Annotated in this window: 20 protein-coding genes and 3 pseudogenes; 13 read left to right on the top strand and 10 right to left on the bottom strand. The window is 72.0% G+C overall.

Annotated elements, in window-relative coordinates; translation table 11 throughout:
- Positions 1–18 precede the first annotated feature (18 nt).
- A complete protein-coding gene (locus IG86_RS0110820) occupies positions 19–1,389 on the top strand; it encodes an FtsW/RodA/SpoVE family cell cycle protein (protein WP_030834071.1) in 1,371 nt (456 codons plus the stop codon).
- Entirely contained in the window at positions 1,386–2,846 is a 1,461-nt protein-coding gene (locus tag IG86_RS0110815; protein ID WP_030834073.1) for a penicillin-binding transpeptidase domain-containing protein, read from the top strand. Before IG86_RS0110820 ends, IG86_RS0110815 begins: the two co-directional genes overlap by 4 nt.
- Before the next feature lie 126 nt (positions 2,847–2,972).
- On the opposite strand, the gene IG86_RS0110810 is transcribed toward IG86_RS0110815, so the two are convergent.
- The gene (locus IG86_RS0110810) at positions 2,973–4,091 is read right to left on the bottom strand and encodes a ferritin-like domain-containing protein (protein ID WP_030834075.1); all 1,119 of its coding nucleotides are present in this window, start codon (positions 4,089–4,091) and stop codon (positions 2,973–2,975) included.
- A gap of 168 nt (positions 4,092–4,259) precedes the next feature.
- Here IG86_RS0110810 and IG86_RS0110805 point away from each other — a divergent pair, with 168 nt between their 5' ends.
- The 3 genes from IG86_RS0110805 (at position 4,260) to IG86_RS0110795 (ending at position 6,272) form a co-directional block, all read left to right on the top strand.
- Entirely contained in the window at positions 4,260–5,189 is a 930-nt protein-coding gene (locus tag IG86_RS0110805) for an AurF N-oxygenase family protein (RefSeq protein WP_030834077.1), read from the top strand.
- Positions 5,190–5,275: 86 nt separating this feature from the next.
- Positions 5,276–5,989, top strand: a complete 714-nt coding sequence (locus IG86_RS0110800) for a TetR/AcrR family transcriptional regulator (RefSeq protein ID WP_030834079.1) — start codon at positions 5,276–5,278, stop codon at positions 5,987–5,989.
- 10 nt (positions 5,990–5,999) lie between these two features.
- A complete protein-coding gene (locus tag IG86_RS0110795) occupies positions 6,000–6,272 on the top strand; it encodes a hypothetical protein (RefSeq protein ID WP_030834081.1) in 273 nt (90 codons plus the stop codon).
- 136 nt (positions 6,273–6,408) lie between these two features.
- Here IG86_RS0110795 and IG86_RS0110790 read toward each other — a convergent pair whose 3' ends face one another.
- From IG86_RS0110790 to IG86_RS0110780, 3 genes are all read right to left on the bottom strand, one after another.
- Complete coding sequence (locus tag IG86_RS0110790) at positions 6,409–7,695, bottom strand: histidine kinase dimerization/phospho-acceptor domain-containing protein (protein ID WP_385872672.1); 1,287 nt, start codon at positions 7,693–7,695, stop codon at positions 6,409–6,411.
- Positions 7,692–8,576, bottom strand: coding sequence for a hypothetical protein (locus IG86_RS0110785; RefSeq protein WP_199814513.1), 885 nt, complete (start codon positions 8,574–8,576; stop codon positions 7,692–7,694). The genes IG86_RS0110790 and IG86_RS0110785 overlap by 4 nt, the downstream gene beginning before the upstream one ends.
- A 164-nt stretch (positions 8,577–8,740) precedes the next feature.
- Positions 8,741–9,397 (bottom strand): hypothetical protein, encoded by a 657-nt coding sequence (locus IG86_RS0110780; protein ID WP_030834094.1) that lies wholly within the window; start codon positions 9,395–9,397, stop codon positions 8,741–8,743.
- A 186-nt stretch (positions 9,398–9,583) separates the two neighbouring features.
- Here IG86_RS0110780 and IG86_RS0110775 point away from each other — a divergent pair, with 186 nt between their 5' ends.
- A complete protein-coding gene (locus IG86_RS0110775) occupies positions 9,584–10,438 on the top strand; it encodes a nuclease-related domain-containing protein (RefSeq protein WP_063761509.1) in 855 nt (284 codons plus the stop codon).
- Positions 10,439–10,924: 486 nt separating this feature from the next.
- Here the strand turns inward: IG86_RS0110775 and ku are convergent, their stop codons facing one another.
- A complete protein-coding gene (gene ku / locus IG86_RS0110770) occupies positions 10,925–12,043 on the bottom strand; it encodes a non-homologous end joining protein Ku (protein ID WP_030896484.1) in 1,119 nt (372 codons plus the stop codon).
- A gap of 31 nt (positions 12,044–12,074) precedes the next feature.
- Here ku and ligD point away from each other — a divergent pair, with 31 nt between their 5' ends.
- Together ligD and IG86_RS0110760 are read left to right on the top strand one after the other, a co-directional pair.
- Positions 12,075–12,971, top strand: a complete 897-nt coding sequence (gene ligD, locus IG86_RS0110765; protein ID WP_030826935.1) for a non-homologous end-joining DNA ligase — start codon at positions 12,075–12,077, stop codon at positions 12,969–12,971.
- Complete coding sequence (locus IG86_RS0110760; protein ID WP_030896482.1) at positions 12,971–13,864, top strand: ATP-dependent DNA ligase; 894 nt, start codon at positions 12,971–12,973, stop codon at positions 13,862–13,864. Before ligD ends, IG86_RS0110760 begins: the two co-directional genes overlap by 1 nt.
- Positions 13,865–13,912: 48 nt before the next feature.
- Here the strand turns inward: IG86_RS0110760 and IG86_RS0110755 are convergent, their stop codons facing one another.
- Both IG86_RS0110755 and IG86_RS38580 read right to left on the bottom strand, forming a co-directional pair.
- The gene (locus IG86_RS0110755) at positions 13,913–14,308 is read right to left on the bottom strand and encodes a DUF6479 family protein (RefSeq protein ID WP_030826928.1); all 396 of its coding nucleotides are present in this window, start codon (positions 14,306–14,308) and stop codon (positions 13,913–13,915) included.
- A 78-nt stretch (positions 14,309–14,386) separates the two neighbouring features.
- On the bottom strand, positions 14,387–15,259 hold the full coding sequence (locus IG86_RS38580) for an XdhC family protein (RefSeq protein WP_244305825.1): 873 nt from the start codon (positions 15,257–15,259) through the stop codon (positions 14,387–14,389).
- A gap of 347 nt (positions 15,260–15,606) precedes the next feature.
- Here IG86_RS38580 and IG86_RS0110740 point away from each other — a divergent pair, with 347 nt between their 5' ends.
- Positions 15,607–16,254 (top strand): hypothetical protein, encoded by a 648-nt coding sequence (locus IG86_RS0110740; RefSeq protein WP_045937464.1) that lies wholly within the window; start codon positions 15,607–15,609, stop codon positions 16,252–16,254.
- 80 nt (positions 16,255–16,334) lie between these two features.
- Positions 16,335–16,814, top strand: a complete 480-nt coding sequence (locus IG86_RS0110735) for a DUF4240 domain-containing protein (protein ID WP_030826911.1) — start codon at positions 16,335–16,337, stop codon at positions 16,812–16,814.
- Here the strand turns inward: IG86_RS0110735 and IG86_RS44260 are convergent.
- Positions 16,804–17,142, bottom strand: a pseudogene (locus IG86_RS44260) (UTRA domain-containing protein); the annotation flags it as partial. The gene IG86_RS0110735 and the pseudogene IG86_RS44260 overlap by 11 nt on opposite strands.
- Here IG86_RS44260 and IG86_RS44255 point away from each other — a divergent pair.
- Positions 17,116–17,538, top strand: a pseudogene (locus IG86_RS44255) (tyrosine-type recombinase/integrase); the annotation flags it as partial. The pseudogenes IG86_RS44260 and IG86_RS44255 sit on opposite strands and share 27 nt — an antisense overlap.
- A 7-nt stretch (positions 17,539–17,545) precedes the next feature.
- Here IG86_RS44255 and IG86_RS0110725 read toward each other — a convergent pair.
- Both IG86_RS0110725 and IG86_RS42925 read right to left on the bottom strand, forming a co-directional pair.
- Complete coding sequence (locus tag IG86_RS0110725) at positions 17,546–18,175, bottom strand: hypothetical protein (RefSeq protein WP_234316355.1); 630 nt, start codon at positions 18,173–18,175, stop codon at positions 17,546–17,548.
- A 376-nt stretch (positions 18,176–18,551) separates the two neighbouring features.
- A complete protein-coding gene (locus tag IG86_RS42925; RefSeq protein ID WP_157854805.1) occupies positions 18,552–18,728 on the bottom strand; it encodes a hypothetical protein in 177 nt (58 codons plus the stop codon).
- A 412-nt stretch (positions 18,729–19,140) separates the two neighbouring features.
- On the opposite strand from IG86_RS42925, the gene IG86_RS0110720 reads away from it, so the two are divergent.
- Both IG86_RS0110720 and IG86_RS44250 read left to right on the top strand, forming a co-directional pair.
- Positions 19,141–19,356 carry a hypothetical protein gene (locus tag IG86_RS0110720; RefSeq protein WP_030896480.1) on the top strand — a complete coding sequence of 72 codons (216 nt, stop codon included), beginning with the start codon at positions 19,141–19,143 and terminating at the stop codon, positions 19,354–19,356.
- A 223-nt stretch (positions 19,357–19,579) separates the two neighbouring features.
- Positions 19,580–19,718, top strand: a pseudogene (locus IG86_RS44250) (IS30 family transposase); the annotation flags it as partial.
- Positions 19,719–21,173 lie beyond the last annotated feature (1,455 nt).

The raw sequence follows: 21,173 nt of genomic DNA, 5'->3' as shown, positions 1-21,173 counted from the left end.
CTTGCTACGTTTCGGGGTATGACCGCTCTGACGGCGAAGGTGGCGGAGCCAACCCCGCCCCCGCCACCCGCAGCCGGCGCGCCCAAACGCCGCGGAGTCGAGCTGGCGCTCCTCGCGGGCGCCGTCCTGATCTCCGTACTCGGTCACCTCCTCGTCGGCCTCGCGACCACCGGCCGCATCCCCGATCCCGCCGACCGCTACGCCGTCGGCCTCGCCGCAGCCGCGCTGCTCGCGCACCTGGCCGTCCGGCTCGGGGCCCCGTACGCGGACCCCCTCGTGCTCCCCATCGCGGTCCTGCTCAACGGCCTCGGCCTGGTGCTCATCCAGCGCCTCGACGCGACCACCCCGGGCCACCCCACGGCGGACGACCAGCTCCTGTGGTCCGCCCTCGGCCTGGTGCTCTTCGTCCTCGTCGTCGCGCTGCTCCGCGACCACCGGGTCCTGCAGCGCTACGCGTACCTGTCCGTCGCCACCGCCCTGGTGCTGATGCTGGTGCCCGTCTTCTTCCCGGCGGTCAACGGCGCGCACATCTGGATCCGCTTCGCCGGGCTCTCCTTCCAGCCGGGGGAGTTCGCCAAGATCCTGCTCGCCGTGTTCTTCGCCTCCTATCTCGCCGCGAACCGCACGGCCCTGGCCCTGACCGGCCGCCGGCTGTTCTGGAAGCTGCGCCTCCTCCCCGGCCGCGTGCTCGGCCCGATCCTCGCGATCTGGCTGCTCAGCGTCGGTGTGCTCGTCCTGGAGCGGGACCTCGGCACCTCGCTGCTGTTCTTCGGCCTTTTCGTGATCATGCTGTTCACCGCCACCGGGCGGATCGGCTGGATCGCGATCGGACTGCTGCTCGCCGCCCTCGGTGCGTACGCCGTCGGGACCTTGGAGCCGCACGTCAACAGCCGCGTGGACGACTGGCTGAATCCTTTCGCCTCCATCGAGCGCGGCGAGGGCCCGGGCCAGCTCGCCCAGTCCCTCTTCTCCTTCGGCGCCGGCGGCCTGCTCGGGGCCGGGCTCGGCCACGGCCAGTCCTTCCTCATCGGGTTCGCCGCGAAGTCGGACTTCATCCTCGCCACCGCCGGCGAGGAGCTCGGACTCGTCGGCCTGACGGCGATCCTGCTCCTCTACGGGCTCCTCGTCGCCCGCGGCTTCCGCGCCGGGCTCGCCCTGCGCGACCCCTTCGGACGGCTGCTCGCCACCGGCCTCGCCTCGATCATCGCGCTGCAGGTGTTCGTCATCGCGGGCGGTGTCACCGGGCTGATCCCGCTCACCGGCATGGCCATGCCCTTCCTCGCCCAGGGCGGCTCCTCCGTCGTCACCAACTGGATCATCGTCGCCCTGCTGGTCCGGCTCAGCGACAGCGCCCGCAGACCCCGTCCCGCGCAGGAGGCGGCCGAGTGATCCGCTACATCCGCTGGTGCGCGTACTTCTGCGCGCTGCTGCTCCTGGCCCTGCTGGTCAACATCGCCCGCGTCCAGGTCTGGGAGTCCGCCGCCTACGGCGCGAACCCGGCCAACAAGCGCACGGCCATCGAGCGTTACGCCGAGCCGCGCGGGGACATCCTCGTCGACGGACGGCCCGTCACCGGCTCCCGGGACAGCGGCCAGCTGCTGCGCTACGAGCGGTCCTACACCAACGGCCCGCTCTACGCGCCCGTCACCGGCTTTTCCTCCCAGACGTACGGGACCAGCTTCGTCGAGCGCGCCGAGGACGCCGTCCTGTCGGGCACGGACCCGGGGCTGTCGGCGTTCCCGCTCTGGTACGACCTGGCGCGCGGCCGCCCCGCCGGCGGGAACGCCGCCACCACCGTCCGCGCCGCCGTGCAGCGGGCCGCGTACGCCGGACTCGGCGGCAAGCGCGGTGCGGTGGCCGCCCTCGAACCGGCCACCGGGAAGATCCTCGCGCTGGTCAGCAGCCCCTCGTACGACCCCTCCGTGCTGTCCGGCACGGGTGCGAAGGCGAAGGGGGCCTGGACGGCGCTGAACGCGGACCCGGCCAGGCCGATGCTGAACCGGGCGCTGCGCGAGACGTACCCGCCCGGCTCCACCTTCAAGATCGTGACGGCGGCGGCGGCGCTCGACGCGGGCGTGGTCACCGATGTGGACGCGCCGACCCGGACCCCGGACCCCTACCCGCTGCCCGGGACCAGGACCCTGCTGCCGAACGCGGCGACGGGCTGCGAGGACGCCTCCATGGCCGAGGCCGTGCAGTGGTCGTGCAACACGGTCATGGCGAAGATCGGGGTACAGGTCGGGCTGCGCGGGATGGTGGAGGCGGCGCGCCGCTTCGGTTTCAACACGGAGGGGCTGCGGGTGCCCTCGTGGGTGTCCCGGTCGAACTTCGACACCGACATGAGCCTGGACCAGCTGGCCCTGTCCTCGATCGGGCAGTTCAACACCACGGCGACACCGCTGCAGATGGCGATGGTGGCCGCGGCCGTCGCGAACGGCGGTGAGCTGGCCTCTCCGTACCTGGTGGAACGGACCACCCAGGACGACGGTTCCCCGGTGCGGCGCGGCGACCGGCGCAGCCTCGGGCGGGCGATGAATCCGGCCACCGCGCTGCGGATGCAGGAGCTGATGGTGAAGGTGGTGGAGAACGGCACCGGCAAGAACGCGGCGATCCCGGGCGCGGTGGTCGGCGGCAAGACCGGCACCGCCCAGCACGGCGTCGGCAACGCGGGGACCCCGTACGCCTGGTTCATCTCCTGGGCCCGCGCCGAGGGCGCGGCGCTGCCGGCGGTGGCCGTCGCGGTGGTCGTGGAGGACGCCTCGGCGGACCGGGGCGACATCAGCGGCAACGGCGCCGCGGCGCCGATCGCCCGGGCGGTGATGCAGGCCGCCCTGGCCGCCCGGTGAGACTCCCGCCGGGCGTCCCGCGCCGGCCGGCGCGCGCAGTCGCCGGCCCGGGGCGGACCACGGGTCCAGGGTCGGCGGGGTCGGGTCGGCGGGGTCGCGCCGGCGGGGTCGGGCCGGCGGGTCGGGTCAGCGCTCCGGACCGCGGCCACCGCCGTCGGAGATGGCGGCCTCGACCTCCGCCACCCGCGCCGCCTCCTCGGCCGCGAAGCGCTCGCGGTCGAGGGCGTCGGCGACCTCCTCGTCCTGGCTCATCAGCAGGTCCAGGTTGGAGTCGCCCATGTGGAAGACGCCCAGGTCCACGTACGCCCGTTGCAGCCGCTCGCCCCACAGTCCGATGTCCTTCACGCACGGCACGATCCGGCTGAAGAGCAGCTTGCGGAACAGGTGCAGGAACTCCGACTGCTCGCTGAGCCGCTCCGCCTCCTTCGGCGGGATGCCGAAGTTCTCCAGCACCTCCACCCCGAGCAGCCGGTCCCGCATCAGGTGGCAGCCCTCGATCACGAACTCCTCGCGCTCGCGCAGCTCGGCGTCCGTCAGCTGCCGGTAGTAGTCGCGCAGCGCCATCCGCCCGAAGGCCACGTGCCGTGCCTCGTCCTGCATCACGTACGCCAGGAGCTGTTTGGGCAGCGGCTTGGCGGTCGTGTCCCGGATGAGGCCGAAGGAGGCCAGCGCCAGCCCCTCGATGAGCACCTGCATGCCCAGGTACGGCATGTCCCAGCGGGAGTCGCGCAGGGTGTCGCCGAGCAGTCCCTGGAGGCTGTCGTTGACCGGGTAGAGCATCCCGACCTTCTCGTGCAGGAAGCGCCCGAAGATCTCGGCGTGCCGAGCCTCGTCCATGGTCTGCGTGGCCGAGTAGAACTTCGCGTCGAGGTCCGGAACGGACTCCACGATGCGCGCCGCGCACACCATCGCGCCCTGCTCGCCGTGGAGGAACTGGCTGAAGTTCCAGGCGGTGTAGTGCCGGCGCAGCTCGCCCCTGTCCTTCTCGGTGAGTTTGGACCAGTGCCGGGTCCCGTACAGCGGAAGGGCCTCGTCGGGGGTGCCCAGCGGATCGTACGGGTCCACCTCGATGTCCCAGTCGATGCGCTTGGCGCCGTCCCACTGCTTGTCCTTGCCCTTCTGGTAGAGGGCGAGGAGCCGCTCGCGGCCGTCGTCGTACTCCCAGCTGAAGCGGGCGGAGCCGGAGGCGGGGATCTGCCAGACGGCCTCGCCCGGGTCCTCGGTGTAGAGCTCGTGCGTCGACACTGACGCCCCCTCGTCTCACGTACTGCGGTGCAGGACCGGACAGTTGGCAGAGTCACACGTTGGTAGACGCGGGGTCAACAAGTCGTGCGCGGGGGATTGACGACCTTGCTGACAAGCAGTCTCATAAGAACTGACCGCCGGTAACTCGACGACGAGGTGTCCGAAGCCATGACGACCGTGACCGAACGAGCCGCGCTCAGGGACGCCCTCGGCCTCCTCAAGGACCGGGAGCAGATAGCCGAGCGCCTGCTGGAATCCTCGGCCAAGCACTCCTTCGACCCCGACAAGGAACTCGACTGGGACGCACCCATGGTCGAGGGGAAGTACTACTGGCCGCCCGAACTGCTCTCCCTCTACGACACCCCGCTCTGGAAGAAGATGGGCGAGGAGCAGCGCATCGACCTCTCCCGCCACGAGGCGGCGGCGCTCGGCTCGCTCGGCATCTGGTTCGAGATCATCCTCATGCAGCTGATGGTCCGCCACATCTACGACAAGTCGCTGACCAGCAAGCACGTGCGCTACGCGCTCACCGAGATCGCCGACGAGTGCCGGCACTCGATGATGTTCGCCCGGATGATCCAGAAGAGCGGCAGCCCCGAGTACCCCGTCTCCCGCCTCAACCACAACCTCGCGCGGATCCTGAAGACCGTCTCCACCACGCCCGGTTCCTTCGCGTGCACCCTGCTCGGCGAGGAGATCCTCGACTGGATGCAGCGCCTGACCTTCCCGGACGAGCGCATCCAGCCGCTGGTCCGCGGCGTCACCCGGATCCACGTCATCGAGGAGGCCCGGCACGTCCGGTACGCGCGCGAGGAGCTGCGCCGCCAGATGCTGACGGCCCCGCGCTGGGAGCAGGAACTCACCCGGATCAGCTGCGGCGAGGCCGCCCGCGTCTTCTCCCTCGCCTTCGTCAACCCGGCCGTCTACGACAACGTCGGCCTGGACCGCCGCGAAGCGGTCGCCCAGGTCCGGGCCAGCGGCCACCGCCGCGAGGTCATGCAGACCGGCGCCAAGCGGCTCACCGACTTCCTCGACGACATCGGCGTACTGCGCGGCGTCGGCCGGAGGCTGTGGCAGAGCTCGGGACTGCTGGCGTAGCCACGGCAGGGGCCCGGGCGGCCGGATCGGGCCGGGACTTCGCGGACGCCGGCCGCGGCCGGCCACTCGCGGGCTACCCTGCGGTCATGACCGTACGCGCGTACCGCAGGCTGAGCGTCGAGGAGCGGCGGGCCCAACTCCTCGACGCGGCCCTCTCGCTGTTCGCGCACCGGGCTCCGGAGGAGGTCTCGCTGGACGACGTCGCCGAGGCCGCCGGAGTCTCGCGCCCGCTCGTCTACCGCTACTTCCCCGGCGGCAAGCAGCAGCTCTACGAGGCGGCCCTGCGCTCGGCGGCCGACCTCCTCGAACTCTGCTTCGCCGTACCCCAGGAGGGCCCCCTGACCCGGCGGCTGTCCCGGGCCCTGGACCGCTACCTCGCCTTCGTCGACGAGCACGACACCGGCTTCGCGGCCCTCCTCCAGGGCGGCAGCGTCGTGGAGACCTCCCGGACGACGGCGACGGTCGACGGCATCCGCCGGGCCGCGGCCGACCAGATCCTCCTCCACCTGGGGGTCCCGGCGCCCGGGCCCCGGCTGCGCATGATGGTCCGCACGTGGATCACCGCGGTCGAGGCGGCCTCCCTCATATGGATCGACGAGGGCAAGCAGCCCGAGGTCGACACCCTCCGGGACTGGCTGCTCGACCAGTTCATCGCCCTGCTGACGGCCACCGCCGCCACGGATCCGGAGACCGCCGCGGCCGCCCGGGCAGCCCTGGCCATGGAATCGGCGGACGGCCCGGTCGGGGCCCTGGCCCGGCGCGTGATGCCGGTGGTCTCCGAGGCCGCCCACCTGCTGTGACACTGGTGGGGTGAGAAGCCAACCGACCCCGTTCGAGGGCGGCCCGATGGACGGCCGGGTCCTCCCGATCCTGCTCGGCCCGACCGGACACCCGCCGAAGTGGTACGAGATTCCCGTCCCGACGCCGGACGGCCCGCCGACGGTGCTGCTGTACGAACGCGTCCCGTCGGGCTACTCCAAGCGGCTGGGCCTGCAGAAGGGCTGGAAGTACGCCTTCCGCCCCTCGGGCACCAAGCCCCGCCCCCGCTGGCCCTGGACCAGAACCCCCCGCCCCCAGGACTGACCCCGGCCCGTCGCCCCGGCCGGCGGGCCGTACCCCCTGACCGCGGTACCCGCGGCCCGGGCCGGGCAGGGGGCTGCGCCCGCGTGCGCCGCGGCGGCGCCCGGGGACGGGGCGCAAGCGGCTGCCGGGCGGTGTGTCAGGAGCCCGGGAGGGAGAGGACCGCCAGGCCGCCGCCGGTCTCCGCGGTGTGGAAGCGCAGCGTCGCGCCGATCGCCTCCGCCTGGCCCACGGCGATGGTCAGGCCCAGCCCGTGGCCCTTCCCGCCGCTGCGGAAGCGCTGCGGGCCGTGCGCCAGCAGGTAGTCGGGGAAGCCGTCCCCGTGGTCCCGTACGGTCACCACCGGCCCGTCCACCGTCAGCACCACCGACGGCCGGCCGTGCTGATGGGCGTTGGCCACCAGGTTCCCCAGGACCCGCTCCAGCCTGCGCCGGTCCGTCTCCACGTGGGCGTCCCGCAGGACGACCACCTCCGTGTCCGTCCCCGACGCCCGCACCACGCGCCGGGCCAGCCGCCCCAGCTGGTGCAGGTCCGTCTCCACCGCCTCGCTGCCCGAGTCCAGCCGGGAGATCTCCAGCAGGTCCTCCGTCAGCTGCCGCATCGTCCGTACCCGTTCGCGCACCAGCTCCGTCGGCCGGCCCTCCGGCAGAAGCTCCGACGCCGCCTGCAAACCGGTCAGCGGCGTGCGCAGCTCATGAGCCACGTCCGCCGTGAACCGCCGCTCGCTCTCCAGCTTCGACTGCAGGCTGCCGGCCATCGTGTCCAGCGCCCCGGCCACCGTCGCGACCTCGTCCTGGCGCCGCGACGGGTCCTTCGTGCGCGGGTCGTCCACCCGGGCGTCGAGATCTCCCTGGGTGATCCGCCGCGCCACGGTCGCCGTCTGGTGCAGCCGACGGGTCACCCGGGTCACCGAGAAGGCGCCCACGAGCAGCGTCCCGCCGATCGCCAGCACCGACGAGCCGATGATCGCGTTGTCCAGACCGCTGATGGTGCGGGCGCTCTGCCCGTAGTCGACGGCGGTCGCCAGCGCCCGGCCGTCCGCCGGGGCCGCCGCCCACATCGTCGGCCGGCCGCGGTGCTCCGCCACGACCGTCCCGCGGTGGCCGCTGACCGCGAGCGCCCGCAGTTCCGGCGGCAGCCCCACCGGGTCCAGTCCGGAACCGGGCGGCAGGTTCTCGCCCGCCTCGTAGGCGCTCGCCACGTCGTTCAGCTTGCCCAGCGCCTTCTCACGGGCCGTGGCCACCGTCTGGCGGGTCACCTCCACGTGCACGAGCGCGCCGAGCACGGCCGCCAGCGAGCAGCACATCACCACGATGAAGCACGCCGACTTCCAGGTCAGCGTGGCCGTCCAGGAGGGTAGCCGGAGCCGGCGCCGGAGCCGGAGCGGCAGGCGCCGCCCGGGGCGTCGCCCGCGGTCCTCGCTCACGGCCGGTCCGGTGCGGGACCGGGACCGGGACCGGACCCGGGACCGAGACCGGCGCCGGATCCGGGGCCGAGACCAGGGCCGGATCCGGACCCCGGACCGCCCCCGGTACCGCCCCCCGGACCGCCCCCGGGTCCAGGTCCGGGTCCCGGGCCGCGGTCGGCCGGGCCCTGCGGATTCGCGGGCACCCGTACGATCTGCTCGCGCGTCGGCAGCATGGTGCGCTGCTTCTCCTCCCAGGACCAGGCGGTGATCAGCTCGTAGCCGCGGTTCCCGCTGGGCACCCGCAGGACCACGTCCCGCCCGGCCAGTTCCACCGAGACGACGGTCTGCGTGGTCGCCATGATCCGGTTGAGCCGCCCGTCGCGGTCCGCCGTGTAGACCCGTACGGACATCTTCCGGTCCGGGAACTCGATGCCCACGATCAGCTCGTCCTTGCCGTTGCCCGTGAGGTCCCGGTAGTACGGCGACAGCACCGGGCAGGCCCCTGGGTCCGCGTCCCCCTTCTTGCAGGCGTTGATCGCGGCCGCGGTCTGGGCCGGTATCCCGTCCGCCCCGGCCCCGGCCTTCGGGTGGACCCGCAGTTCCGCCTGGACGAGGGCCACCGGATCGACCGCGTGCACGTCCTCGTCGCGGACGGGCGGGATCCCCTTCACGTACTCGGGCGGGGCCCCGGCCGGATCGGCCGGCGGTACGGTCGCCCCCTGGCGGTCGGGCCACAGGTGTACGGGCCCGCTCGCGGTCGCGGTCGCCCCCGCGGCGACCAGCCCGCCGGTGTCGCCGCACCCCGCCAGCAGCGGGAACACGGCGAGGACCAGCAGCGGGACGACGGCGGGAGCGGGGGAGCGGCGGTGCCCGGAGCCGCCGAAACCGAACCTCTTCACGGCCCCCCTGTCCACAGCCCCCGTGCCCTTCTGCCCGCGTTGCGCCGTCGGTCGATCAGGCCCACCATATGCGGAGGTGCGCCCCTTTTGCCCATGCGGGTGTCGATGCCGGTACCGGTACCGACCCCCGGCGCGCGCCGGTCATCGGGTACCCGGTGTCCCGGTCAGCCGTCCGTGCGTCCCCTGCGCAGCATGGCGAAGCCGAGCCCGGCCGCACCCACCGCCGCGATACCGCCGCCCGCGGCGAGCAGCAGTACGCCGTCGCCGGGTCCGTCGGCCAGCGTACTCAGCCGCCGCCCCTCGGCGGAGGCGGCCTCCAGGGCGCGCGTGTCGCCGGAGGCGGCCCGCTGCTCGGCCGAGACCGGGACGACCTGGCCGTTGCGCTGCCCGTTGCGCGCGGCGTCACGAGTGCCGGTCTTGTGCCCGGCGCCCGCGACGGCGTGGCCACCGTCCTGCGCGGAGGCGTCGCCCACCCAGGAGGTCAGCCGGCCCGCCGGGTCCAGGGCCGCGTGCAGTTCACCGGAGGCGCCGACGTCGGTCACCCCGTCACGGCTGGTCAGGGTGGTCGCCCTGGCGCCGTCGGCGGCCAGGATGTCGGCCTGGTAGCCGCCCTTGGCCGTCCGGTAGACCTTCGCCGTGGACACCCCGTCGGCCAGCGAGAGGCTCTTGACCAGGGTCCGCTGAGGGGCCGCGGAGTGCGCCGACGAGGCCGCCGGTACCCCTTCGGCCAGAGCGGCGGCGGTGGGCAGCGCCAGCAGGCTGCCGGCACAGGCGGTCACGGCGGCGGCGCGAACGAGAGTGCGGCGGCGGACGGTGCTCACGGGAAGTCCTTCGATGCTGGTCACGGCCTGGCGTCTCCAGGTGCGACCAACCTAGGGGGCGGCCGTTGCGGCGACACCCCGTTCGTGTAACAGCGAAGTCGCAACGTTCCGTCGGAGTCGTTACACAACCGAGGGATTGCCGTGCGGCGCCCCGGCTGCTCCCATGGACGGCGGGGGTGAGGGTGAATGCGCGGACTCAAGGTACTGCCCAGCGGCCGGCCCGGCCGTGGCCGACTGTACGTCAACCTGCCCGACGGACAGGCGGTCGCCTGGTACGACCGCCAGGCCAACCGGATCAGCGTGCTCGCGGACGACCACCGCGAAGCCGTCCTGGCGGTGCTGCGTCCCTACCTGAGCGGCACCGTGTCCATCGGGCCGCCACCGGTCCCCACCGCGGGCGACCTGCGCCGCCTCGCCCTGCCGCCGGACGCCGACCTGGCACCGAACCGCCCCGGCGAGACCCTGCTGGGGGAGCTGGAACACGGCGCCGCGGGCACCCGCGCCCGGCACCGGCTGCGCCAGGACCTGACGGCGCAGCAGCGGATGGGTGACGCCTTCGACGCCCTGGAGCCGGACGGCTGGCGGACCCTGCACTGCGTCCCGCTCCCGGGCTTCGGCCACATCGACCACCTGGTCATCGGCCCGGCGGGGATCTTCTGCGTGCGTACGGTCCCGGGGCGCCGTCAGCGGGCGGTCGTGGGCGACCTGTTGCTCACGGTCGGCCGTGCGGAACCCCGCCCGGACCCCCGCTGGATCCGCGGCGCGGCGGCCCGCGCGACGGCGCTCCTGGCCGCGAAGGTGACCCCCGCGCTGGCGGTGGTCGACGCCTCCCGCCTGGAGACGGCCCCGACGGTCCGCGACATCCGCGTCCTCCAGCCGCCGACGGCGACCCCGGACCTCGTCGCGTCCCCGACGGCCCTCAAACCGCCGGACGTCGAAGCCCTGTTCGCCCAGGCCCGGGACACCGCCACCTGGCTACCGGACACCGGCCGCGCCGGCGCTGAGGCGCCGGGCCCGGGACGGAGCCCCGGAAAACGCTGAAAGGGCGAGGCGGGCAGAGCCCGCCGCAGGCCTGCCCGCCCCGACTCCCGCACCCGCCCCGGCTCCCGCGCCTGCTCTCGCCCCCGGCCCGGCCCCCACACCTGCTCTCGCCCCCGGCCCGGCCCCAGCTCCCGCTCTCGCGCCCGGCCCCGGCCTCGGCCCGGCTCGGCCCGGCCCCGCCCGCCCGGCCCCGGCCCGGCCCCGGCCCGGCCCCGGCCCGGCCCCGGCCCGGCGTGGCCCTGTGTCGGGCGGAGGCCCGCTTCCGTGGCGTCACACCCGCACCCGCACCGGCACCCGCACCGGCGACCGCACCGGCGACCACACCCGCGCCCGTGCCTGCTCTCGTGCCTGCTCTCGTGCCCGCCCCCGGCTCGGCCCGCCCCCGGCTCGGCTCGGCCCGGCCCGGCTCGGCCCGGCCCCGGCCCGGCTCGGCCCGCCCCCGGCTCGGCCCGGCCCCGGCCCGGCCCGGCTCGGCCCGGTCCCGCGTCAGGCGGAGGCCCGCTTGCGTGGCGTCGCGGCCTTCTTCGCGCCCGCTCCGGTCTTCTTCGCACTCGCCGCCGAAGTCGACTTCGTCGTCCCCGACTTGGCCGCCGTCGACTTGGCGGTCGTCTTCTTCTTCGACGCGGCCGACGTGCTCTTCGCCGCCGCCGTCGCGGCGGTCTTCTTTGCCGAAGCCGCCGTCGACTTCTTGCCGCCCACGGCCTTCGGCGCGGCCGAGGTCTTGCGGCCCGCCCCGCCCCGCCGCATCGGCGTGACCTCGGCCCCTGCCTTCGTCTCCGGCTCCTCGGCACCGGCACCGGCACCGGCACCGGCCCCACCGGTCTCGCCCCGCGAGGCCTTCGCAGCCCGCACGCTCTTCTCCAGCGCCGCCATCAGGTCGATCACCTGCCCGCCGGCCGGCTCCCCCGGCGCCTCCGCCGGCTCGAACGCCCCACCCGCCTTCGCCGCGATCATCGCCTCCACCGCGTCCCGGTAGTCGTCGTGCAGCGACGCCATCTCCACCTCGCCGAGCGTCGCCATCAGCGCGTCCGCCAGGTCGAGTTCGGCGTCCCGGACCGTCACCTCCACGTCCGGAGCGACTCCCTCCGGCACCCGGATCTCGTCCGGCCACAGCAGCCCGTGCATCGCGATCACGTCGTCGACGACCCGCAGCATGCCCAGCCGCTCCCGCCCCCGCAGCGCGTACTTGGCGATCGCGACCTTCCGGCTCCGCTTCAGCGCCTCCCGCAGCAGCGTGTACGGCTTCGCCGCGGTCGCCCCGTTCGCCGCCAGGTAGTACGCCGCGTCCATCTGCAGCGGATCGATCTCCTCGGCGGGTACGAACGACATGATCTCGATGGTCTTCGCGGTCGCCAGCGGCAGCTGCGCCAGGTCCTCGTCCGTGATCGGGATGACGGACCCGTCCGCCTCCTCGTACCCCTTGCCGATCTCGGCGCCCGGCACCTCCTCTCCGTCCAGCTCGCACACCTTGCGGTAGCGGATCCGCCCGCCGTCGGCGAGGTGGATCTGACGGAAGGAGATCGAGTGGCTCTCGGTCGCGTTCACGAGCTTGATCGGAATGCTGACGAGGCCGAAGGAGATCGCTCCGTTCCAGATGGATCGCACGGTTCCTCCTGTTTCGTGGCAATCTCATCGTATGACGCCGATCACGTTGGTGGAGGGCCGTCGCATCTCGCTCAGCAACCTCGACAAGGTCCTCTACCCGGAGACCGGCTTCACGAAGGGCGAGGTGCTCCACTACTACGCCACCGTCGCGGAGCCCCTGCTCGCCCAGATCCACGACCGGGCGGTGTCCTTCCTGCGCTACCCCGACGGACCGGACGGCCAGCTGTTCTTCACCAAGAACCCGCCGCCCGGCGCACCCGACTGGGTGAGGACCACCCCCGTGCCGCGCTCCGAGGACCCTTCCGCCGAACAGGTGGTCGTCGCCGACATGGCCACCCTCATGTGGTCCGCCAACCTCGTCGTCGAGTTCCACATCCACCAGTGGCCGGCCGGCAGCCCCGCCGTCGCCGATCGCATGGTCCTCGACCTCGACCCCGGCGCGCCCGCGACCGTCGCCGAGTGCAGCGCCGTCGCCCTCTGGCTGCGCGAGCGCCTCGCCGCCGACGGCCTCGACGCCTACGCCAAGACCTCCGGCTCCAAGGGCCTGCACCTGGCCGTGCCCCTGGAGCCGACCCCGTCGTCGCAGGTGTCCGCGTACGCGAAGCAGCTCGCCCAGGAGGCCGAGCGCGAGCTCCCCGACCTCGTGGTCCACCGCATGGCCAAGGCCCTGCGCCCTGGCAAGGTCTTCGTCGACCACAGCCAGAACGCCGCCGCCAAGACCACCGCCGCCGCCTACACCCTGCGCGCGCGGGCCCGCCCCACCGTGTCCGCCCCCGTGTCCTGGACCGAGGTCGAGGCCTGCCGCACCCCCGCCGACCTGGTCTTCCTCGCCGACGACATCGGGCCGCGGCTCGACCGCGACGGAGACCTCTTCGCCCCGCTCGCCGACCCCGCGAGCGGCCGCCCGCTCCCCAGGGCCCGGCCGTGATCCGCGTCGCGCTGGCCGCCGCCGTACGCACCCTGCCGCGCGCGGCAGGACTGGCGTACGAGCCGAAGTTCGACGGGCACCGGCTCGTCGTCGTGCGCTCGGCGGCCGACGTGACGCTCCAGGCCCGCTCCGGCCGCATCGTGACCAGCGCGTTCCCCGATCTCGCGGCGGCGGCACTGCGGTTGCCCGCCGGGACGGTCCTCGACGGCGAGGTGGTGGTCTGGCACGGGGGCCGGACCGACTTCGCCCTGGTGCAGCGGCGCGCGGCGGCCACCCCCGCCCGGGCCGCCGTCCTCGCGCAGAGCCTGCCGGCCTCGTACGCAGCCTTCGACGTGCTGGAACTGGCCGGGCTGGACGTGCGCGGCCGCCCGTACGAACGGCGCCGGGCCCTCCTCGTCGACCTGCTCCTGCCGCTCGGGCCACCCCTCCAGCCCGTCCCGATGACGACCGACCCGGAACTGGCCGCCACCTGGTACGAGACGCTCCCCGCCAGCGGCATCGAGGGCCTCGTCGTCAAACGGCTGGACCAGACCTACCCGGCCGGGCGGCGCGGCTGGCAGAAACTGCGGCACACCGACGTCCGGGACGCGGCGGTGGTCGGCTACACCGGAACCCCGCGCCGGCCGCTCGCCCTGGTCCTCGTCCTGCCCGTCGGGGACGAGACCCCGCTGGTGTCGAGCCCGCTGACGGCGGCGCTGCGCCGGGAGGTGGCCGAGGCGGCCGCCGCGCGCGGTGGCGGCGAGCCGCCGGCGACCGCCACCGCCACCGTCACGGCCATCGGGCTCGGGGAGGTCCCCTACCGCGCCCTGGACCCGCCGCTCACGGCTGAGGTCCGCCACACCTCGGCCCGGCACCCGCCGCCGGAGGTGCTGCGGCTGCGGACAGACCTCTGACCCGCGCGGGAGGCGCGGGTCAGGCCGTCGTTCTGTCGTGTCGTCGGATCAGGCGTGCGCGCCGCGCCCGGCGTCCGGGGGAGCCCCGGGCTGCGGGTGAGGACCCGGCCCCTCGGGCAGCTTGTAGCCGGACTCGCGTTCCTTGCGGACCTCGTCCGGGTGGCTGGAGGTCGTCGAGCCGAAGTTCCCGTAGCCCTGCATCTCGTGCGGTCGCAGGCCGCCCTCGGGGATCTCCACCTGGTCCCGCTCCTCGCGGACCTCGTAGACCGCTCCGCCGTTCGGCAGGTGGGGCTGCTCCTCGGCGGCGGGGGGTGGCGGTTCCTTCGCCCGGACCAGCTGGCCCAGCTTGAAGCCGCCGAGCAGCATGGCGACGACGGCCAGTCCGATGACCGGGAACCACGCGACATCCGTGAGGATCGAGTCCACGCTCAGGATCATGTCCATACGGAGCATTTTCCCCCATGTCATCCTGTTATGCGCATTTCGGTGGCGCGGCAAGGACGTGCGCGGACCCGCCCCGGCTCAGGTGTTGATGGGCCCCTCGGTGTCCCGCAGCGCACCCGCCTTGCGGGATCCCAGCACCCCGAGGATCTCGGCGCAGATCGCCAGCGCGGTCTCCGCCGGGGTGCGGGCCCCGAGGTCGAGCCCGATCGGCCCGTGGACCCGGGCCAGCTCCGCCTCGGTGACCCCGGCCGCGAGCAGCCCCTCCCGGCGCCGCGCCGTCGTACGCCGCGACCCGAGCGCCCCGATGTACGGAACACCGGCGGCCAGCGCCGCCCGCAGCGTCGGCACGTCGAACTGCTCGTCGTGGCTCAGCACGACCACGCACGCGGAGTCCCGGCGCGCTTCGATCGCCTCGACCGCCGGCTCGGCCGCCTCGACCCGTACGGCCTCCCAGCCCAGCAGCAGCGCCTGCCGCTCGATGACGACGGCGAGCTCACCGCCGCCGCCGATGACCACGTACGGGGCCGACGGGTGCGCCTCGACCAGCACCAGGCCGGTTTCCCCGTAGAGGGCGTCCTTCCCGGCCCGCCGGGTGGCCAGCAGCTCACCGGCCCGCCGCCCGGCATCGTCGCCCGGCACCGCACCGGCCCGTACGACCTCGCTGGACGCCTGGTCGGCGGCCTCGTTCAGCCGGGTCACCAACGCCACCCCGGCGCCCTCGCCGAGCAGCTCCCACCACTCGGCGGGAATCGCCGCGAGCGGCTGGAGCAGCACCTCGGCCTGCCCGCCGCAGGTCAGCTTCGCCGCCACGGCCTCGTCCGCGGCCACGGACACCTCGCACACCCGCGCGGTGACCCCGGGCCCCATGGCCACGGCTTCGGCGACGAGCTCGGCGTCGAAGACCCCGCGGTACAGGCTGCCGACGCACTCCCCCCGCGCGTCGACGAGCACGGCTCCCGCGGGATCCCGCGGCCCGAAACCCTGCTCGGTGACGGGCCGGGCCAGATACCCCGCCCGCCCCCTCGGCCACCCACTGCTTCGCCGTCTCCACCAGCTCACGCATCCGTGCCGCCCCATCCACTCCGAGCTCTTTCCCGCAAAGCGCCAGGTCAGCGGCACGCTGCGGCTCAACACCCACCATAGGCAGCCACCGGCCCCCTCCCCACCCGACAAACCCACAGATTGCCCGGAGCAGACCTCGTACGGATGACCGGAACCGGGAGGGCCCCTGCGTGCCACACTGGCCCACGACTTCGGGGCATGCGGGGGACAGGGGAACAGTGGACGAGGTATCGCAAGTGGCCGACCGCGCCGTTCATCTGGCGCGCGAACCCCGAACCCGACGGTGGGCCCACACCTCCCTCTGCGTCCTGGACGCGGTCTTCTCGATCAACGCCGACTACGACCGGCACACGGCCCCGACCTGCCACCGCTATGCGACCTGGGCCGGCATCACCTCGTACCTCCCGGCCCCCGAGGAGCAGCCGCTCAGCCAGTTCGTGACCCATGTCCGGGCCGCGGGTGTGGAGGCCTTCTCGGAGCAGGTCCTGCGCAACCGCCAGCGCACGCGGGCACACCACGCAGCTCCACGAAAGACGGAGGCGGCCCTCCAGTACGCCGAGACCCTGGCGTCCCACGGCGTGAACACCCTCGCCGACGCCGATGCGCTCCTCGCCGACACGGACCGCCTGAAACCCGTCGAACACGCCCTCGCCGGCATCCCCGGCCACGGCTCGGGCGCCCGTCTCTCCTACCTGTGGATGCTGGTCGGCGCCGACGACCGCATCAAGCCGGACCGCATGATCCTCCGCTGGCTCGAAGACGTGCTGCACCGCCGGGTGACCACACCGGAAGCGACCCGCCTCATCACAGAGGCGGCAGCCCAACTGGGCTGCACCCCCTGGGAACTGGACCACGCGATCTGGAAGACCCAGCGCGGCCTCTGACCACCCCACCCCGGCGGCAGCTGCTCGCCCCGGGCCACGGGTCAGATGTCAGACCGCCCTGTCATCCTGCGCCGGTGAGAATGACATGGGCCGACTTCTGGGCGCTGATAGCCACCCTGAACGGCGAGGCCACCCAAGAGAGCTGTCAACATCTGGCGGAGGAGCTGAGCCGCCGCCCCGTCCCCGACATCATCGGATTCGCGGAGCGCCATGCCGAGGCCCTCTACCGCCTGGACCAGGAGAAGTTCGGTGTCCTCCCCGTGATCGACCTGACGGTTCGCGACGGCAGGCCGTTCCCGCAGTCGTCCGACGGCTTCCTGTACGCACGCTGCGCTGTGGTGGCCGCAGGGCAGTCCGTATGGGAGAGCGTCTTCTCCGATGCCGACAAGTTCGCTCCGTACACCTCCACCGAGTGCGACGGCGAATGGCTGCTGTACGTGCCGGACCGGGCGTACGAGCTGGCCACTGGTGATGAGTGGGACCGTACGACGCGGTACTGCTTTGAGAGCTGCTCCAACCGGGACGGTTGGCCGCACCTGCAGGACCGAACTACCCCCTGATGGGGATCTCGTAGACGACCTCGCACAGCGCAACGGGAAGGACGATGTCCGCCGTCTCTACGGGGCGGGCGCCCCTCGTGGCGGTAGTACGTCCGCCGTATGTGGGTGACCAGAGCACCCTTCTGGATCCCGAGGAGTGACGCCTCTCCGCGCTCGCCTGCCGCGGCTCCGGCTGCTCCACGGCGTGGCTCACGGTGATCCCAATCGCCGCCATCCGGTTCACGACGCCAACGCCGGCATGCGGCTCGCCTTCCGGCAGGACGACGAGCGTGCCCGCGGTGAGCTCGTACGGCTCCCAACTCGTCGACACCCGTTGGCGGCCGTCCGCCGGCAGAAGCCCACGGTCTCCAACGAGGTGGACCCCCGGGTCGTGGCCAACCCGGAGCAGGCCCGAGCGCTGCTCCACGCGGTCTCGTATGTCGGTGGCTACCGCCGGGCACGCGGCAGGCGGCTGGTGGGCCTCTATGCCGGGACGTACTTCGGGGGCTTTCGGCCGGCCGAAGCCGTGGGGCTGGCAGAGTCGGATCTGACGTTGCCGGACTCCGGGTGGGGCACGGCTCTGCTCCACCGGACTCGGCCGAGCGTGGGCAAGCAGTGGACCGATTCGGGGGAGAGCCATGACGATCGCGGTCTGAAGAACCGACCCACCGAGGATGTGCGCCGGGTGCCGGTCCGGGGGCCTCGACGCATTCCGGTATTGGCAGGTCCGCTTTGTTCTGCCGGCTAGCTCATCAGGTGGCCTGGGACCGCTCCGTGGCGAGTGCGTGCGCAAGGCTGTCACGGGCGCTGTTGAGCGCAGCGAGCATCTGCACCCGGGTCTGCTCGAAGTGAGGATCGACCTCGATGCCAAGGTCATGTCGCAGCATGACGCGCAGGAGATATACGCCATCGGACAGCGGGCCGCTGAACCATGTCTTGGCCCGCTGGTATGCCTCGTCGGGCCTGGGACTCCTCGGCAGCTGTTTGACGGCCGAGTACCCGACTCCGAGCGATCTGTTGAGAGCTGAGGCTATCTGCAAGACATCATTTGCCAGTGCCATCTGAGCTTGGGAGTACTGTTCGGCCCACGCTTCCTTGGCAGCGTCCAGGAGCAGAGGGTCGGTGCTCTCACCACGTGCTGCAGCTTCGACAGCATCCCTGGCGGCAACCCGGTAGGCGCGCGCTGCAGTGTTCAGATGGGCGTACAGGTCGCGCTTGGCCAGCAGCGCTTGCTCAGCGCGCCCTTCTTCTCGTTCACGGTCGGCACGCTGGTTCAGTTCCGCAGCTTGGGCTCGGCTGGCGCGCTGGCTGAGCATTGCCCCGCCCAGAGTGCCGCCCAGCACTCCTCCGGTGCTGATGAGAGCGACGGCCAGCGTGTTCACATCCACGGATCCCCCAAGTCGTCCGGTACATCTTCCAAGACCAGGACGCGAGAATGAAGACCAGTGTTGCTCGCCCATGAGGAGCATCGTCACCTGCGGAAATGCCTCGGGATCCTGTCCACGAACAGTCCACAGGGTCTGACATACGGGTGCACAGGGCGGCAGTTGGCTGCACATACGCGAAGACCCCGGCTTCAGCGTTGCCGCTGATGGCGGGGTCTTCGGGCACTTCCTGCGAAGTGCCCCCGGCAGGATTCGAACCTGCACACACGGCTCCGGAGGCCCGGAGGCCCCGTGCGCCTCACGCATTTCAGCAGGTCAGATGCCTATCGCGGTCATACAGAGTCCCAGCGGTCCACGAATAGGCCGCGCGAGCTCACTTCTTCTTCCGCAACTTCCGCATCTTCGCTTCAGCTTCCTTCTTCTTTCGCTGCGCCACACCATAAGCGGTCCAGGCCCCCTGGTGCTTCGAGCATTGCCCGCTCCCGGTGATCGCCTTGTTCCGGCAGCGGCGACCATCCTGCGTCGCCGCCCCGCACAGCGGCTGCGTCATCTCGCCCCCTCCATCGGCCCTCGCCAGCACCACGACGATGGTGCAGGCAGTGGAACATGAAGAGGGCGCACTGGGGGTCGACCGAAGCTCAGGGGCGCACGCCCGCCCGCAAGACGGGACGCCATGAGCTTGGGAATCACCGGGCCGTCGCGGAGGGGGTTTACGCTGACCAGCGCTAACGGCCTCTGGTGATTAATCGCGAGGCGTCACGCTTGACTGCTCTTGACCGCTGGGATCCGCTCTTTCTGGCACGGATGTGGCACGGGCTTCCATCCGCTCTGACGGGTCGCGTCACCGACCCCGCACCCGACAACACTGTCACCCGAATGGCCCAACATAACGTGCCACCCACATGGGTGAAGATCAAGCTGGCTAGTGCCCCAACCGAGGCAATCTGTGAAAGGCGAACCAAATGCGCATTAGACGAATCCTCGCCGCAGTCTTCGCCACGGCAGCCCTCGCCGGACTCGGCCTCACAGGCGCCGCCACCGCCACCGCCGCCGGCACCGTCATCCCGGCCAGCGTCACCCCGGGTGAGTGCACCGACAACGGCGGAACGATCGATCGGTCGACGCCCGTGCTCCCGACCTGCAGGGGCGGTACGTACGACGGGCAGACGGTCGACTAAACCCCACTGGAGCCCGTTGCGAAAGTGGATCAGCGCCCCGCAGCCACGGGTTGCGGGGCGACTCCCTCGCGAGCGTTCTCCCTCGGCTGACGGCTCAACGTACCTGGGAGGCGTGACGATCGCACACGGGCCAGATGAGGTCGGCGGGAGCGGCTTTGGGCTGGAGCTGCCATGGGGCGAGAGAGGGGGCCCGTACGCTGGTCGCGAATCGGGCAGTCTCTAGGGCAGCAGCCTGTCCGGCCACACCCGGGACCACCTCGACGCAGTCGTTGCCGAACTCAACAGCCGCCCAGGCAAGACGCTCGGCTGGGAAAGGCCCAGCCCAGCGCCTGTTCAAACTGCTCGCCACTACACGTCGGTGATCACGTGTTGCAACGACCCCTGGGATTCGCCCGTGAGCTGGGCCTTCGCCGTAGAGCGGGTGACAGGAACCGAACCCGCGCTCTGAGCTTGGGAATCACCGATCTTGGCGACGCTATCCGGTTCCTGACCTGTGCAAACGGGCGTCAGAGACAACTCCGAGCTTCGCTCTCGCAGCCGCCGTTGACCGCTGTTCCCCGTCCTGCCTGGCACGCGTCTGGCACGGCCATGCTCCTCACCAGTCGCGCCAGCGGTCCGTGATCGCCGCCGGATCGATGCCCTGCCGAGCGGCCAGAGCGTCGACGTCCACACTGTGTTCGCTCAGGGTGAGGTAGATGTACTCGCACAACTGCTCCCGTTCCTCAGTGCAAAAGTGAGGGCCGCCATGCTGTCTGTCCCAGTTGATTGCGTTGAGTGCGAGAACCACCCTCTCCACGGCCCCGAAGACAGCAGGGCTATGCAGGTACGGGCACAGCGGCTTCCGAGGAGCTTGATGTTCAACCCCTGTCGGCCCCTAGCAGCCGTGACCGTTTGAGCATATGGACGCCTGGACGCCGCGCACGGAGGACTCCTCCCGGCCCCACACCGCCTCACGGTGACCCGTCGCCCGTGGACGGCCTATATCACGTCACAGCGAACCGGCTCCGACCGACACACATCGAAAGGGGCATATCGGACCCCTGGGGTTCGCTGCTGACCTGCCATGTCGTCGAGTTCGTGTGATGCTGCTCACGGCTGCGAAAGGCCCCAAAACGTGGTGTTGTACACGCATCGCTGCGGATGGTAGCCGGGTGACATGTCGGGCATCTTTTGCGTACCCCATGATCAAGGCCGCATCGGTCAATGACTGAGATACCCGTTATGGCGCCAATAAGGCTGCAGGACGCCAGAGTTCGGAGGTCAGGGGCCCAACTATGGCGCAGCACACGTTTCTTGAAGGGAGGTGCGGCGCCCTGGTAGCGGTTGTACTCGGCACCCGCCGGGTGCTTCCACAGGCTCTAGCCGCAGTCGACCTACGGGAACGGCTGCGGCCCCCTGCTACCAACAGGGGGCCGCCGGGTAGTTGCGTGCACCCAAGAGGGGGGCTTACCCATGGCCCACATTAACGACGGATCTTTGTCCCGTCAGACTGAAGAGACTCAGGTCACCGCTCGCTGCCCCAGGCGTAAGCGACGCTTTGCTGCTTCCCTTGGCGTTGCGGCGGGGGGGCGGCGGCCTGATCGCCGGTCTCGTCACCGGCGTCCTCGACCCGGAGGTGACGAGCGCAGTGCTGGCCGTTGTCACGGTCACCGCCGCGGTCGTCCAGCGGCTGGTTCGTCGTCCGGCCACTGCCGCCGAGGTCGCTCCTCGGGTTGGCGCCGGCTCTTCGGTGAACAGCTCTGACTAAGTGGCCCCGTCGGGTTATCTGATCGCCAATGCCACCCTGCTTGGGCAGGAGGATGCTGAAGGCGGTATCA

This window comes from Streptomyces virginiae, assembly GCF_000720455.1.
Lineage (GTDB): Bacteria > Actinomycetota > Actinomycetes > Streptomycetales > Streptomycetaceae > Streptomyces > Streptomyces virginiae.
This window is presented reverse-complemented; position numbering and strand designations above follow the sequence as displayed.

Bases quoted from the DNA above. Each gene is read 5' to 3' on its own strand.
- IG86_RS0110720 (WP_030896480.1), top strand. From the start codon at position 19,141: ATGCGCATTAGACGAATCCTCGCCGCAGTCTTCGCCACGGCAGCCCTC.
- IG86_RS0110805 (WP_030834077.1), top strand. From the start codon at position 4,260: ATGACGACCGTGACCGAACGAGCCGCGCTCAGGGACGCCCTCGGCCTC.
- IG86_RS0110735 (WP_030826911.1), top strand. From the start codon at position 16,335: ATGACATGGGCCGACTTCTGGGCGCTGATAGCCACCCTGAACGGCGAG.
- IG86_RS0110820 (WP_030834071.1), top strand. From the start codon at position 19: ATGACCGCTCTGACGGCGAAGGTGGCGGAGCCAACCCCGCCCCCGCCA.
- ligD (WP_030826935.1), top strand. From the start codon at position 12,075: ATGACGCCGATCACGTTGGTGGAGGGCCGTCGCATCTCGCTCAGCAAC.
- IG86_RS42925 (WP_157854805.1), bottom strand. From the start codon at position 18,728: ATGACGCAGCCGCTGTGCGGGGCGGCGACGCAGGATGGTCGCCGCTGC.
- IG86_RS0110775 (WP_063761509.1), top strand. From the start codon at position 9,584: ATGCGCGGACTCAAGGTACTGCCCAGCGGCCGGCCCGGCCGTGGCCGA.
- IG86_RS0110800 (WP_030834079.1), top strand. From the start codon at position 5,276: ATGACCGTACGCGCGTACCGCAGGCTGAGCGTCGAGGAGCGGCGGGCC.
- IG86_RS0110755 (WP_030826928.1), bottom strand. From the start codon at position 14,308: ATGGACATGATCCTGAGCGTGGACTCGATCCTCACGGATGTCGCGTGG.